This is a genomic window from Cupriavidus sp. CuC1 (assembly GCF_044627735.1).
Taxonomy (GTDB): Bacteria; Pseudomonadota; Gammaproteobacteria; order Burkholderiales; family Burkholderiaceae; genus Cupriavidus; species Cupriavidus ulmosensis.
Map to the genome: position 1 here is coordinate 12844 of NZ_JBIUHC010000069.1, position 13914 is coordinate 26757.

The window sequence follows — 13914 nt, forward strand, 5'->3', positions numbered from 1 at the left end:
GGTCCCCTAACGAAATAATCCTTCCGGACTAGTGCTCATCCCAATGGCAAGCCGTCGGCGCCGGCATGCCGCAGCGCCATTTCCCGCGAGCCCTAGTGTGCAAGCCATTTGCGGGGCGGCACGCCGCCAGAGCCAGCTGCGCCCTACCCTGCGTTTCCCCTCTTTAGTGGGGAAATGGACAAGACCCCCATAATCTAGTCCAATTCGCCCTGGCGCTCGCTTCGATCGGGGCGCAGCGCATCACATTTTGCTCCACTTGTTCCACCGGCCGCAGCCTGCGCGCCGTCCGCCGCACAACCCCAACCCATGCCCAACGCCCACCTGCTGCTGATAGACGACCACACCCTGTTCCGCACCGGCCTGCGCCTGGTGCTGGCGGACAGCCAGAGCGTGGCGAGCATCATCGAGGCGGGCTCCGTCATGGGCGCGGTGGAGGCACACCGCGCCGCCAGCGTGGACATCATCCTGCTGGATATCCAGATGCCGGGCCTCAACGGGATCGAGGGCGTCAAGGTGTTGCGCCGCCACTTCCCCGCAGCGCGCATCCTGATCGTGTCCGGCACCTCCGCCCTGGAAACCATTCCCGCCGCCGCGCGCAAGGAGATTGCCGGCTTCCTGCCAAAATCCGCGAGCAGCATCGAGATCGAAGACGCCATCGCCTCTTGCCTGCGGGGCGACACGTACTTCAACCCCGACCCCGCTGGCGCCGACTGCGCCGACCCGGCTGGCCATGCCAACGGCAACGCGTACCAGGGCTACCAGGCCAGCTCGCTCACGCCGCGCCAGCTCGAGGTGCTGGACCAGCTCAGCCAGGGCCGCTCCAACAAGATCATTGCCCACCATCTGGGGCTCTCGGAGAACACCGTGCGCGTCCACGTGGCAGCCATTCTCGATCACCTGGGCGTGGTCAGCCGGGTCGAGGCGGTGCTGGAGGCCCAGCGCCGCGGCCTGGTGCAGACGGGCAGGTAAGCCATGGCGTTTCTCCTCCCCCGTTTTGACGAACCGCGGCTGCTGGCCGCGCAGATGGAACTGATCGACCAGAGCTTCGGCATCGCCATGCTGGGCTGCGCGCTGGCGGCGGGCATCCTGGCCTTCGGGCTGGCCCTCGGCGGCGGGCATCCGGGTGCGTTGCCCTGGGCGCTGACGATGGGGCTGGCGTGCGCCGCCGGGCATTTCGGGCGGCGCCTGATGCCCGAGCGCACGGGCGAAGCCCATGCCGGGCGCTACGCGCGCAGCATGACGCTGCTGCTGACGCTGATCGGCGTGCTCTGGGGGCTGGCGGCGTGGCTCTACATGGATATGAGGACGCCCGCCACGGTGATCTGCATCCTGTCGCTGATCGCGGGCATGAGCGCGGCCGCGCTGGCGGTGTTCTCCGCCTGCCTGCCGGTTGCCGTGGGCTTCTTCATCCCGGCCATCGTGCCGGTCTGGGCGGTCTTCATCGCCACCGGCGACGTCGCCTACCTGCCCATGTTCCTCGGCGCGCCGCTTTATCTCGTCGTGCTGATGATCTTTGCGCGCAACTATGCGCGCGTGGCACGGCACGGCATTGCGCTGCGCTTCGCCAACGTGGAGCTGATCTCGCAGTTGCGCGAGCAGACGGCCCGCGCGGAATATGCCCAACGCGAGGCCGAGGAAGCCAACCGCGCCAAATCGGTGTTCCTCGCCTCGGCCAGCCACGACCTGCGCCAGCCCCTGCATGCGCTCGGCTTGTTCGTGGTCACGCTGGGCCGCTCCGACCTCACCGACAAGCAACGCCAGTTGCTCACGCACATCGAGGCCGCCTCCGGTGCCGCGCGCGAAATGCTCAACACGCTGCTGGACTTCTCCAAGGTGGACGCGGGCGTCGTCACCGCCCGGCCGCGCGCCTTCCGCCTGCAGCCCTTGCTCTACAAGCTGGAGAACGAGTTTGCGCCGCAGGCCGACGACCGCGGCTTGTTCTACCGGACCCGGGATACCACCGCCACGGTGTTCGCCGACCCGACGCTGGTCGAGCTGATCCTGCGCAACCTGATCGCCAATGCCATCCGCTACACCACCCAGGGCGGCGTGCTGGTGGCCTGCCGCCGCCGAGGCGAGAGCGCGATGATCGAGGTCTGGGATACCGGCGTTGGCATCCCCATGACCCAGCATCGTGCGATCTTCAAGGAGTTCCACCAGCTGGGCAATCCGGAGCGGGACCAGCGCAAGGGCCTTGGCCTGGGCCTGGCCATCGTGGCAGGGTTGGCGCGCACCATTTCCACCCGGATCCTGCTGAACTCACGGCCCGGCCGCGGTTCGGTTTTCCGCTTCGCCCTGCCCATGACCGAGGATCGCGCCGAAACCCAGCCCGCGGGCTTGCATCACAAGCCCAGCCTGAAGGGGTTGCGCGTGCTGGTGATCGACGACGACCAGGAAATCCGCATCGCCATGGCAGCGCTGCTGGAGAGCTGGCAATCGGTGTGCCTGGCCGTGGAGTCCGAGGAGAACGCGCTGGCCGCGCTTGGCGCCTTCCGGCCTGACCTGCTGCTGGCCGACTACCGTCTGCGCGGCGAGCGCACTGGCCAGGAAGCCATGATGGCCATCCGCGAGCGGCTGGGTCGGGCCATTCCCACCGTCATCATCACCGGCGATACCGCCCCGGACCGCCTGCGCAGCGTCCATGCCGGGGGCGCCGCGCTGTTGCACAAGCCAGTTGTGGCGCATCAGTTGCATACAGCCATGACCGCGCTGCTGCGCGACGCCGGCTGGCGACAGGACATCCCCCGGGGCTCCGCGGACCGGACGCCACGCGCCGAAGGCTGACGGGCGCATCTGCCCCCGCGTTCATCCCCTCTTTGATTCATGCTTTTTTTGCATTAATCAATCCGTCCTATTAATTGGACTTGGAGCCAACGCCCACCCACACTGCATCGTGACAGCAGGCACGGGCGTCACCGGCTAGCCGTATCGCTTCCGCCAACGTGCCGCGAGGTTTACCGACCCCAAGCGAGGAGCAACCCATGAGCACGCAGCCCGGACTGCCAAGACACGACCTGCTGATCGACGGCAAGCGCCTGCCGCCCGGCACCGGGGAGTACTCCACCGACATCAATCCGGCCACGGAGCTCCCGATCGCCTTGGTCGCGCAAGGCAGCGCGGCCGATGTCGATCTGGCCGTGACTGCCGCCCGCGCCGCGCTCAAGGTCTGGGGCGGCCTGCGCGCGGCCGAGCGTGGCCGCATCCTGTACCGCTTTGCCGACCTGCTGGAAGCGAACCAGGAGGAACTGATCGCACTGGAAAGCCTGGATGCCGGCAAGCCGCTCGCTGCCGTGCGGCGCCAGGACATGCCGGCCGTGATAGACACCGTGCGCTACTACGCTGGCTGGGCCGACAAGATCAACGGCCAGGTGGTGCCGACCCGCCCCGGCGCGCTGACCTACACCGTGCGCGAGCCGGTGGGCGTGGTCGCCGCCATCGTGCCGTGGAATTTCCCCCTGATGATCGGCATGTGGAAGATCGCGCCCGCGCTGGCCTGCGGCTGCACCCTCATCGTCAAACCCGCCGAGATCACGCCGCTGACCGCGCTGCGCGTGGGTGAGCTGGCGCTGGAGGCCGGCCTGCCGCCCGGCGTGCTCAATATCGTCACCGGCAAGGGCAGCGTGGTGGGCAATGCGCTGGTTGCGCATCCCGGCATCGACAAGGTGACCTTCACCGGCTCGCCTGGCGTTGGGCGCGGCATCATGCAGGGCGCCGCCGCCAACTTCAAGCGCGTCACGCTGGAGCTCGGCGGCAAGTCCGCCAACCTGATCTTTGCCGACGCCAACGTGGATGCCGCGGTGCGCGCCGCCGCCTCCGGCATCTTCTTCAATGCAGGACAAGTCTGCTCGGCCGGCTCGCGCATCCTGGCGCAGCGCGCGGTCTACGACGAGGTGGTGGAAAAGCTGGCGGCGCGCGCCGCCTCGATCCGCGTGGGAGACCCCGCCGCGCCCGACACCACCATGGGGCCGCTGGTGTCGTCCGCGCAGATGAAGACCGTGCTGGACTACGTGGAGATCGGCAAGCGCGAAGGCGCCATCGCCGTGACCGGTGGCGAGCGCGTGGGCGGCAAGGGCTACTACGTGCAGCCCACCGTGTTCGCCAACGTGGAGCACGAGATGCGGGTCTCGCAGGAGGAAATCTTCGGCCCGGTCGCCAGCGTGATCCGCTTCGACGACGAAGCCGATGCCCTGCGCATCGCCAACGGCACCGCGTTCAGCCTGGCGGCGGGGGTGTGGAGCGCCGACATCGGCCGCGTGCACCAGGTGGCCGCCGAGCTCAAGGCCGGCACCGTATGGATCAACACCTATGGCCATACCGACGTGCGCCTGCCCTGGGGCGGCGCCGGCGACTCGGGGCTGGGCCGGGAGCATGGGGAAGCCGCCATCGACAACTTCACCGAGCCCAAGGCAATCTGGCTGTCGCTGCGGCAATAGCGGGGAACCTGCGGCGGCGGGTGTGGAGCTGGCGTCGCCAGGACAGGGTTAAGATTGCGGGCAAGCGATAACAACCCGTCCCTCAACGCGCCGATCCGCGCCGATCCGCGCCATGCCCGCTCAGCGGCACGCGTCCTTCGCGCGCGCTGCCCTACGCGCTACAGGCACAAGCCCTGGTCGATGCCGGCCATGGGGCAGTGCGCCTGAGCTTTACCAACAGCGGCCACGCAGGGGCAGTGTTCCACGTCTACGACCGGCTGCACCTGGACCGTGTGCCGCGCCGCTATACCGTCGAAGCCGGCAAGCGCCTCGCCGGCAGTTGGGACACGCGTGCCGATGCGGGGCGCTATGACCTGTGGGTGCTCGGGCCCAACGGCTGGCACCGGCATTTCATCGGGTCGGCAGGCGGCGCTCGCACGGGCCTGGCCCCCGAGATCGAGATCGGCTACGACATCCCCGCGCGAAGCCTGCGCATTGGCTTGCGCAATGACGCGGACCAGCCCTGCACGTTTGTGCTTGCCGCCAATGCTTACGTGGATGGCGCGGCCGGCAAAGTCACCGTGCCGGCCCGCACCAGGCACGCGCTGGCGTGGCCGGTGGATTTATCAGGCGGCTGGTACGACTTCACCGTCACGGTAGCGGCCCTGCCTGGCTACGCGCGGCGCTGCGCCGGTCGCATGGAAACGGGCGTGCCATCGGTCAGCGATCCCGCCATGGGCGGCCGCGCCATCGGGGATCAATGGCGGCCAGCGGGATCCTCCAGCCGGCCTGCGTGAAGGACTTGCCCCGCGTTGCCATACTTGCGCGGGGACTACACCTTCGGGATGCGCAGGGTCTTGCTGATCATCAGCGATCCGGAGAGCACGAACAGCAGCGCGAGTGGGTGCAGGTCCGCCGGCCCGATCGACCACACGCCACCGTAGAGCGCCCCGCCCACGCGGCCTTGCCAGGCGCAGAATGCCAGCACGCCGGTCAGCAGCACGCTGGTTGGAATCGGCGTGCCCTCGAAATATGCCACCTTGTCGCTGCCCTCTGACAAGGTCTCGGCGGTGACGTTGAAGCGTGCCAGCCGGCTCACGCCGCAGCAGACGAAGTAGATCAGCGCCGCCATGTCCCAGCCACCGCGCATGCCCGCGGCGAACGCCAGCGTGGCCGGGCCAACCCCGAAGGAAATGATGTCAGCGAGCGAATCCAGCTCGCGGCCCAGCGCCGAATGCTGGTGGCGCCAGCGGGCGATGCGCCCGTCGAGCACATCGAAGACAAAGGCCGCCGGCGCCAGCGCTGCCGCCGCCATGAAATGCGCTGGCGAGCCCGAGGCGATGTAGAGCATGGCGAAGAACACCGATGCCATGCCGCAGGCTGCGTTGCCCAACGTGAACAGATCGGCAAGGTGCAACTCGCGGATCATCGAGAAATGCTTGGGACGTTCTGGTGTGGATGCCATGGCGGCGGGCTCCTGAATCCTTTGGTGCGTAAGACTGTCGGTAAGACTGTCGAAATGACTGTCGGAACACAAGGTTCGCCCGCAAGAAGCGAACCAGGCATTGACATCCTCCCCTCCCTCAGCCTTCGGCTGCCGCGCTTTGCGCGGAAAGGGAGGGGATTCCTGCGGCGCTCAGGGGCAGCATGGAGCTGCTCACCAAGTCGCTTCGGCGGGTTCCTGCTGCTGGCGGCATTGCTGCACCGCTCACTTGACCCAAAGGGGAATCCCCTTGTGGGACACAGGCGAACGGGGCGTGTCCCGCCCTTAAAACGTTGATCGCGCCGACCAGGTCGGCATGTTCCTCGAAGCCGCATTCCACACACGCGAAGCGCGCTTGTGTCCGACGGTTGTTCGCCGAAACGTACCCGCAGCACGGACACGTTCGGCTTGTGTTCTGCGGCGGCACTGCGACGAGATACCCACCATTCCACGCCAGCTTGTAATCCAGCTGGCGACGGAACTCGTACCACCCCTGATCGAGGATGGCTTTGTTTAGGCCGGACTTGGCCCGAACACACTTGCCCGGCTCCTCACTAGTACCCGCCGCTGACTTCGACATATTGCTAACCCGCAGGTCCTCGATGCATACCATCGCGTGGTTATTGCTGATCGTGGTCGTGGCCTTGTGCAGGTAGTCGCGGCGGGTGTTGCCGATGCGGGCGTGAATGCGCTGGACTCGGGCTTTGGCTTTCCTCCAGTTTCTGCTGAACTTTGTCTTGCGGCTCATTGCCCGCTGCGCCTTACGCAAGGCTGCTTCGTGCCGACGGAAGCTGTTGAGTGGCGCGTAGAACGTGCCATTGCTCAGCGTGGCAAAGCGGGCGATACCCATATCGACACCGACTGCGGTTGTGCCGGCTGGAACCGGCGCATCGACCTCACGCGCTGTCTGAATCGAGACGAACCACTTGCCGCTGGACTCGCTGACCGTTGCATTTCTCACAGAGCCCCGCACGTCTCGGCTGGCGCGGTAGCGCAGCCAGCCAAGCTTAGGCAAGAAAATCCTCCCATTGGCCTCATCGAGCTTGATCTGTTTCGGGTCGGGGTAGCGGAAACTGTCGCGCAGCCCCTTCTTCTTGAAGCGGGGATAGTCCGCACGCTTGGCAAAGAAGTTCTGGTATGCGCGCTCAAGGTCCTTCAGTGCATGCTGTAATGGATGTACCGGTGCATCCTTGAGCCAAGGTGTGTCCGCCCCATTGCGCCATGCTGTGAGCTCCTTAGCCATTGCCACGTAGCCGATGAACTTGCCACCGGCCTCGTGGTTCTGCTTCTGCAACGCCAGCGCCTTGTTGAAGACGAACCGGCACGAGCCGGCGAAACGGCGCATCTTGCGCTGTTGCTCGCCGTTTGGCATCAGTTCGAATTTAAAGGCTTGGAGACGTTGCATAAAATCATGTTATCAGCAACTTTCACGTGTGCAAGGACGGCTACGCCGTCTGCGCTATCCTTCCTCCCCCTGAAGGGAGAGGTTTGCCGCGCACCGGATCAATCTGGCTAGAAGCGCAATCCCGCTGCGCGTAGCGCGCCTGCGGTCTGCGCGGCGCTGACGTGATGCACAGCCTGCCAGCCCAGCGCCGTTGCCGCAGCCACATTGGCCGTGTTGTCATCGATGAACAGCAACTCTCCTGGCGCGATGCCCGGCAGGCTGGCCTCGATGCGCGCCTGCATGAGCCGGTAGATGGCCGGTTCGGGCTTGGCGACGCCAACCTCGCCGGACACCAGGATATCGCGGAACCATGACAGGAAATGGCCGATACGCACGGCATGCGGATAGGTCTCGCTGGACCAGTTGGTCAGGCCGAACAGCGGCACCTGCGCGGCATGCAGGCGCTGCAACAGCGCCACGCCCTCGGCCAGCGGGCCACGCAGCATCTGGGGCCAGCGGCCATAGAACGCGCGGATCAGGCCGGCTTGCGCGGGATGCTCGGCCACCAGCGACTCGGTGGCCTCGCGCAGCGGCCTGCCGGCATCCTGGCGGATATTCCACGCCGGCGAGCACACTTCCGACAAGAACCGGGCGCGCTCCTGTGGATCCGGAATCAATTCGCGATACAGGTATTCCGGGTTCCAGTCGAACAGCACGCCACCAAAATCGAACACTACGGCACGGACAGTCACGGTATTTCGTCAGCTGCGTTGGGGACAAGGCTGCATTCTCGCAGAGTCTGCGCCGGGGCCAGTATGAGAATGGTCTCAGTCCACAGGCCGGCCCTGGGTTCTACGCTTGGCATCACCAGTCCACCCGGACCCATCACTGCGCCGCGACCTTGGAGACCCATCCATGCGCCTGTTTTCGCCAAAGCCGTTCCTGCACGGCTTCTTGCCACGCTGCCTGCCACCCTGCCTGGCCTTGCTCTGCCTTGCCTTGCCCGCCCATGCCGACGTGGGCTATCGCGACCAGGCACGTTCCCTGCTGGCCCCGCCCACCGCGCAGTGCGGCGCGCCGGCCACGCTGATCGCCAATCTGCGCGACGAAAGCGAGGGCACGCCGTCCATCGGGCGAAGGGTCGCGCTGGAGGCGGTGGTCACGGCCGACTACTCGGGCAGCGGCGGCTTCAGCGGCTTCTTCGTGCAGCAGGCCGACGCCCAGCGCCAGCGCCGTCCCGGTGTGTCGGAGGGCATGTTTGTCCATGCGCCGCGCGCGGGTGCGCGGGCGGGCGATCTGGTGCGCGTGCTCGGCACGGTGGAGGAACGCGCGGGCCAGATGCGGCTAAGGCTGTCCGGCCGGGCCACGGTGTGCGCGGTGGGCCAGGCGGTCACCCCGGAAACCGTCACGCTGCCCGCGCCGCACACGGGCTCGCTGGCGGCCTATGAGGGCATGCTGGTGCGGCTGCCGCAGACCCTCACCGTCAGCGAGACCTTCGAGCTCGGCCGCTATGGCAGCGTGGAGCTCAGCCTCGGCCGCCTGCCCCTGCCCACCAACGTGGCCTTGCCTGGGGAAGCCGCCGCCGCGCAGGCTGCCGCCAATGCGCTCAATCGCCTGGTGCTTGACGACGGCTCCAGCCTGCAAAATCCGCCGCGCGTCATCCATCCCGCACCGGGCCTGAGCGCGTCGAACACACTGCGCAGTGGGGACTCCGTCGCCAATGTGCAGGGCGTGCTGGAATGGCGCTCAAACGGCTGGCGCATCCAGCCGCTCCCCGATGCGCCGCTACCAGCGTTCCAGCCCACCAATCCGCGCGCCGGCGCCCCGGCACGTGCCGCCCGCACCGATCTGCGCGTGGCGGCGTTCAACGTCGAGAACTACTTCAACGGCGACGGCCGCGGCGCGGGCTTCGATGACCCCGGCAACCGCGGCGCAAAGACGCCTGCCGAGTTTGCCCGCCAGGAGGCCAAGATCGTGAGCGCGTTGCAGGGCCTCGACGCCGACGTGGTCGGCCTGATGGAGATCGAGAACAATGGCCATGGCGAGCTGAGCGCCATCCAGCGGCTGGTGGGCAAGCTCGGTCCGGACTGGCGCTTCATTCATCCTGGCCGCGAGAAGTTGGGCAGCGATGTCATCAAGGTCGCCCTGATCTACAACGCCCGCACGGTGGAGTCCGTCGGCATGGCGGCCACCCTGGCGCTGGGCGCGAGAACCCGCCAGCCGCTGGCCGCCACCTTCCGCCTGCCCGGCCATCCCGCCAGGCTGACGGTGGTGGTGAACCACTTCAAGTCCAAGCGTTGCCACGACGCTCGCGGCGTCAATGCGGACCAGCACGATGGCCAGAGCTGCTGGAATCCCACGCGCGTGGCGGCGGCCAGCCGCCTGGCCGACTGGCTGGCCACCTCCCCCACCGGCGTGCCGGACGATGGCAAGCTGGTGATCGGCGACCTCAACAGCTACGCACGGGAAGACCCGATCCGCCTGCTGGCCGAGCGCGGCTATGCGGACATGATCGCGCGCTTCACCGAGGCCGGCGGCCACGCCTACAGCTATGTCTTCAGGGGCGAGGCCGGCTACATCGACCACGCGCTCGCCGATGCGGGGGCGGCGAGCCGCATCCTCGCGGCGCGCCATTGGCATATCAACGCCGACGAGCCAATCTCCCTGGCCTATGCGCTGGCCCACAAGAGCGAGGCGCAGCAGCAGTCCTTCTATGCGCCGGATGCCTATCGCTCTTCCGACCACGACCCACTGGTGGTCGATCTTGCCATGCGCGGCGATGCCGTGGCTGCGGGCGACACAACCGTGACAGAGGGTAGCGTGGGAAACATCAGCGCGGACACTGGCACCAGCGAAAAAACGGAAACCGGGGCCGGCGCCACGGATCCCTGGCTGCTGTGGACCGTGACAGGCGCCGCGGCGTTGGCCGCGTGGCACTGGTTTGCGCGCCGCGTCCTGCCACGCTGGCGGGCGTGATCCCCTCATTTCTCCAGGGGTGACGACGAAGCGGGCAAATGTATGCCAGCCATTCATGCCTGTGTCACCTGCGCTCAATAGTATCCCGGACTTCGCAAAACCCAATCTATCGAGCCGCCCCACATGCGCCTGTCCGTCCTTGGTACCGCCCTGCTCGCTATCGCCCTGCCCGCCCATGCCGACCTGATCATCAGCGAGGTCGTGGAAGGGACCTCCAACAACAAGGCGGTCGAATTGCATAACCCGGATGCTACGGCGATCGACCTGTCGCAATACAAGCTCCAGCAATACAACAACGGCGCCACGGCGCCAACCAGCACCTTCACGCTCAGCGGCACGCTGGCCCCCGGCGCGGTCTACGTGCTGGCGCATACCAGCATGGCGGCCACGCTCGGCAGCCGCCTGAACCAGGTCACCGCGTTTACCTTCAACGGCGACGACGCGCTGGTATTGACGCGCGCGGGCACCGTGATCGACCGCTTCGGCCAGGTCGGCGTGCAGCCTGCCGGCGGCGACTGGGGCACCGGCACTTCCGTCACCAAGGACAACACCTTGCGCCGCAAGGCCGGCCTGGTCACCGGCGACACCGACAGCACCGGGGCCTTCGATCCGGCGCTGCAGTGGGACGGCTTCGGCACCGACGCCTTCGCCGACCTCGGCTACTACAACAACGCGCCGGCGCCTTTGCCGCCGGTCACCGCGCAGTGCGGTGCCGCGGCCACGCTGATCGCCGATATCCAGGGTGCCGGCGCCACCTCGCCGCTGGCCGGGCAGACCGTCGATGTGGAGGCGGTGGTGACGGCCGACTATCCCGGCACGGATGGCTTCGGCGGCTTCTTTGTCCAGCAGGCGGATACCCAGCGCCAGAACCGCCCAGGCGTGTCCGAGGGACTGTTCGTGTACGCCCCCTTGACCAGCGCCCGTGCCGGCGACCTGGTCCACCTGGTTGGCAAGGTCGAGGAGAAATTCGGCCAGACGCAGCTGGCGCTCGCCAGCGACGTGGCCGTCTGCGGCAACGGCCGGACCGTCACGCCGGCGGTGGTCACGCTGCCCGCGAAGACCGCGCAATCGCTGGCTGCCTTCGAGGGCATGCTGGTGCGCCTGCCGCAGACCCTCACCGTCAGCGAGACCTATGAACTGGGCCGCTACGGCAGCGTGCTGCTGAGCAACGGCCGCCTGCCGCTGCCCACTAATGTGGCGCTGCCCAAGGCCGGCGCGGCGGCGCAGGCTGCTGCCAACGCACTGAATCGCCTGGTGCTGGACGACGGCTCCAACAAGCAGAACCCGGCGGTCGTGCCCTTCCCGGCGCCGGGCCTGAGCGCGGCCAACACGCTGCGCGGCGGGTACACCGTGAGCAATGTGCAGGGCGTGCTGGAGATGCGCTTTGGCAGCTGGCGCCTGCAGACGGTGCCTGGCGCGCAAGCCCCGGCCTTCCAGGTCACGTCAAACCCACGCACCGGCGCGCCCGCACGCGCGGCCCAGTCCGATATCCGGGTGGCTTCGTTCAACGTGCTGAACTACTTCAACGGCGACGGCCGTGGCGCGGGCTTCGACGACCCGAACAATCGCGGCGCCAAGACGCTGGCGGAGTTCGAACGCCAGGAAGCCAAGATCGTGGCCGCGCTGAAAGCGCTCAATGCCGATGTCGTTGGCCTGATGGAAATCGAGAACGACGGCTACGGTGAATTCAGCGCCATCCAGCGGCTGGTTGGCAAGCTCGGTGCGGACTGGCGCTTTGTCGACCCGGGCGTGGACAAGCTCGGCGGCGATGCCATCAAGGTCGCCCTGATCTACAACAGCCGCACCGTGGAGCCCGTGGGCGTGCCTGCCACGCTGGCCATCGACGACAAGAACCGCCAGCCGCTGGCCCGCACCTTCCGCCTGCCCGGCCAGGCCCGCAAGCTCACGGTGGTGGTCAACCACCTCAAGTCCAAGGGCTGCACCGGGTCCACGGGCGCCGACGCCGACCAGGGCGATGGCCAGAGCTGCTGGAACCCCACCCGCCTCGCCGCCGCCGGCAAGATCGCCGACTGGCTTGCCACCTCGCCGACCGGCGTGGCGGATGACGGCAAGCTGCTGATCGGGGACCTCAACAGCTACGCCAAGGAAGACCCGATCCGCCTCTTTGCCGACAAGGGCTACGCCGACATGGTGGCGCGCTTCGTCGGGGCCGGCGCCTATAGCTATGTCTTTGGCGGCGAGGCTGGCTACATCGACCACGCACTCGCCAATGATGCAGCGGCGAGCCGCATCCGCGCGGTCAGCGAGTGGCATATCAATGCGGACGAACCCGTCGCCCTGGAATACTCGGTGGCCTTCAAGAGCGCGGATCAGCAACAGTCGTTCTACGCACCGGATGCCTACCGCTCCTCGGACCACGACCCGGTGCTGGTGGATGTGGCACTGCGCGACGACAGCCTTGCACCGGAGGGTGACCAAGTGAGTTCGGGCACCGGCAATGCCGGTGGCACCACCGCCAGCCAGGGCGGCGATACGGGAGGCGGCGCAGCGGATGCGTGGATGCTGCTGGTGCTGGCCGGCGCCATGGCGGCAGCGGCATGGCGCCGCTTTGCACACGGCTTTGCGCGCCGTTTTGCACGCCACTGAAATGCACCCTGACAGGCGGCGCAGCGCTGGCGGGTGGCTGCTGCTTGCGCTGGCGCAGGCCGCGCTCCAGGCTGCGGGGCCTGCACTGATGCAGGCCATGCGCTTTGACCGCGAGGCCATGCTTGCGGGTGAAGCATGGCGCCTGCTGAGCTGCCATTTCGTGCATCTCGGCTGGGCGCATTGCCTGCTCAACGTGGCTGGGCTGCTGATGCTGGCGGCGATCCTGCCGGCGCGCATGCGTGCCTGGCAGGTGGTGCCGCCATTGGCTGCCATGACAGGATTGCTGCTGCTGGCCGGCGAGCCGGAACTGCAACGCTATGTGGGATTCTCCGGCATCAACTACGGACTTGCCATGATCGCCTTGCTGCCACGGGCCCGGCACGATGGCCTCGCGGCGATGCTGCTGCTGGCGCTGGCCGGCCGCGCGAGCTGGCAGCTCCTGGCGGTGCCCGCCGTGGACGCGGGCGCGTGGCTGGGCGGCCCCGTCGTGGCCAGCGCCCACCTTTACGGCCTGGCCGGCGGGACACTGCTGGCCTGGCCAGGCCGGGGGGCGGCAGCGCTGGCTAGGCGGCGGCCGGATTGCGCCTGATGCTGTTGGCCAGGTAGGCCACGATCAGTGCATTGGCGATGGCCAGCCCGATGTGGATCGCGCTTGGATGCACCACTGCCTCGTACACTTCCACCGGAATGTAGACCGCGCCCGACCATACGCCGAGCCATTTCGCCCACACGCGCTGGCGCCACAGGCCGTAGGCCTCCGTGAGGCGCATGGCCGCGTACATCGTGGCCGATCCGCCGATGGCCCACAGCCGCGCGTCGCTCGGATGGGACATCAGCGACAGGAAGATGGTCGGGTAGCGGCTCCCCGGGTTCAGGTGCAGGCGGCCGACTATGGCTTCGGCCAACGCCTGCGCGTCCCGGTGCAGCAGCGCAACCAGGCCCAACCCGGCCAGGATCACCAGCAAACCCTTGGCGGCCTCGAACAGGGCGATGCTTTTCAGGCCAGCGCCTGAGCCTTGCTTTGCCATCTTGCTTGTCCTCGTCAGCGATAA

11 protein-coding genes are annotated in these 13914 nt (G+C 67.5%); 7 read left to right on the forward strand and 4 right to left on the reverse strand.

Annotated features, from left to right (window positions below; genetic code table 11):
• The first annotated feature begins 306 nt into the window (after positions 1-306).
• The 4 genes from ACGLHR_RS26895 to ACGLHR_RS26910 all read left to right on the forward strand — a co-directional run bounded on the left by ACGLHR_RS26895 (position 307) and on the right by ACGLHR_RS26910 (position 5209).
• A complete protein-coding gene (locus tag ACGLHR_RS26895; protein ID WP_400097191.1) occupies positions 307-969 on the forward strand; it encodes a response regulator in 663 nt (220 codons plus the stop codon).
• A gap of 3 nt (positions 970-972) precedes the next feature.
• The gene (locus ACGLHR_RS26900; protein ID WP_400097193.1) at positions 973-2784 is read left to right on the forward strand and encodes a hybrid sensor histidine kinase/response regulator; all 1812 of its coding nucleotides are present in this window, start codon (positions 973-975) and stop codon (positions 2782-2784) included.
• Between the two features lie 197 nt (positions 2785-2981).
• Positions 2982-4433 carry an aldehyde dehydrogenase family protein gene (locus ACGLHR_RS26905; protein ID WP_400097195.1) on the forward strand — a complete coding sequence of 484 codons (1452 nt, stop codon included), beginning with the start codon at positions 2982-2984 and terminating at the stop codon, positions 4431-4433.
• A gap of 146 nt (positions 4434-4579) precedes the next feature.
• The gene (locus ACGLHR_RS26910) at positions 4580-5209 is read left to right on the forward strand and encodes a phospholipase domain-containing protein (RefSeq protein WP_400097243.1); all 630 of its coding nucleotides are present in this window, start codon (positions 4580-4582) and stop codon (positions 5207-5209) included.
• Positions 5210-5244: 35 nt separating this feature from the next.
• Here the strand turns inward: ACGLHR_RS26910 and ACGLHR_RS26915 are convergent, their stop codons facing one another.
• From ACGLHR_RS26915 to ACGLHR_RS26925, 3 genes are all read right to left on the reverse strand, one after another.
• Positions 5245-5877: a CDP-alcohol phosphatidyltransferase family protein gene (locus ACGLHR_RS26915; protein WP_400097197.1), complete on the reverse strand. Its 633-nt coding sequence runs from the start codon at positions 5875-5877 to the stop codon at positions 5245-5247.
• Between the two features lie 118 nt (positions 5878-5995).
• Positions 5996-7300: an RNA-guided endonuclease InsQ/TnpB family protein gene (locus ACGLHR_RS26920; protein WP_400097199.1), complete on the reverse strand. Its 1305-nt coding sequence runs from the start codon at positions 7298-7300 to the stop codon at positions 5996-5998.
• Between the two features lie 107 nt (positions 7301-7407).
• A complete protein-coding gene (locus ACGLHR_RS26925; protein ID WP_400097201.1) occupies positions 7408-8031 on the reverse strand; it encodes an HAD family hydrolase in 624 nt (207 codons plus the stop codon).
• A 163-nt stretch (positions 8032-8194) separates the two neighbouring features.
• Here ACGLHR_RS26925 and ACGLHR_RS26930 point away from each other — a divergent pair, with 163 nt between their 5' ends.
• The 3 genes from ACGLHR_RS26930 to rrtA all read left to right on the forward strand — a co-directional run bounded on the left by ACGLHR_RS26930 (position 8195) and on the right by rrtA (position 13451).
• Positions 8195-10255 (forward strand): ExeM/NucH family extracellular endonuclease, encoded by a 2061-nt coding sequence (locus ACGLHR_RS26930; RefSeq protein ID WP_400097203.1) that lies wholly within the window; start codon positions 8195-8197, stop codon positions 10253-10255.
• A gap of 123 nt (positions 10256-10378) precedes the next feature.
• Positions 10379-12862, forward strand: a complete 2484-nt coding sequence (locus ACGLHR_RS26935; RefSeq protein WP_400097205.1) for an ExeM/NucH family extracellular endonuclease — start codon at positions 10379-10381, stop codon at positions 12860-12862.
• Between the two features lies 1 nt (position 12863).
• Positions 12864-13451: a rhombosortase gene (gene rrtA / locus ACGLHR_RS26940; protein WP_400097207.1), complete on the forward strand. Its 588-nt coding sequence runs from the start codon at positions 12864-12866 to the stop codon at positions 13449-13451.
• Here the strand turns inward: rrtA and ACGLHR_RS26945 are convergent.
• Positions 13426-13890 (reverse strand): DUF2127 domain-containing protein, encoded by a 465-nt coding sequence (locus ACGLHR_RS26945; protein WP_318236741.1) that lies wholly within the window; start codon positions 13888-13890, stop codon positions 13426-13428. The genes rrtA and ACGLHR_RS26945 overlap by 26 nt on opposite strands.
• Between the last annotated feature and the right edge of the window lie 24 nt (positions 13891-13914).

Bases quoted from the DNA above. Each gene is read 5' to 3' on its own strand.
- ACGLHR_RS26935 (WP_400097205.1), top strand. From the start codon at position 10,379: ATGCGCCTGTCCGTCCTTGGTACCGCCCTGCTCGCTATCGCCCTGCCC.
- ACGLHR_RS26900 (WP_400097193.1), top strand. From the start codon at position 973: ATGGCGTTTCTCCTCCCCCGTTTTGACGAACCGCGGCTGCTGGCCGCG.
- ACGLHR_RS26920 (WP_400097199.1), bottom strand. From the start codon at position 7,300: ATGCAACGTCTCCAAGCCTTTAAATTCGAACTGATGCCAAACGGCGAG.
- ACGLHR_RS26915 (WP_400097197.1), bottom strand. From the start codon at position 5,877: ATGGCATCCACACCAGAACGTCCCAAGCATTTCTCGATGATCCGCGAG.
- ACGLHR_RS26895 (WP_400097191.1), top strand. From the start codon at position 307: ATGCCCAACGCCCACCTGCTGCTGATAGACGACCACACCCTGTTCCGC.
- ACGLHR_RS26930 (WP_400097203.1), top strand. From the start codon at position 8,195: ATGCGCCTGTTTTCGCCAAAGCCGTTCCTGCACGGCTTCTTGCCACGC.
- ACGLHR_RS26945 (WP_318236741.1), bottom strand. From the start codon at position 13,890: ATGGCAAAGCAAGGCTCAGGCGCTGGCCTGAAAAGCATCGCCCTGTTC.
- ACGLHR_RS26905 (WP_400097195.1), top strand. From the start codon at position 2,982: ATGAGCACGCAGCCCGGACTGCCAAGACACGACCTGCTGATCGACGGC.
- rrtA (WP_400097207.1), top strand. From the start codon at position 12,864: ATGCACCCTGACAGGCGGCGCAGCGCTGGCGGGTGGCTGCTGCTTGCG.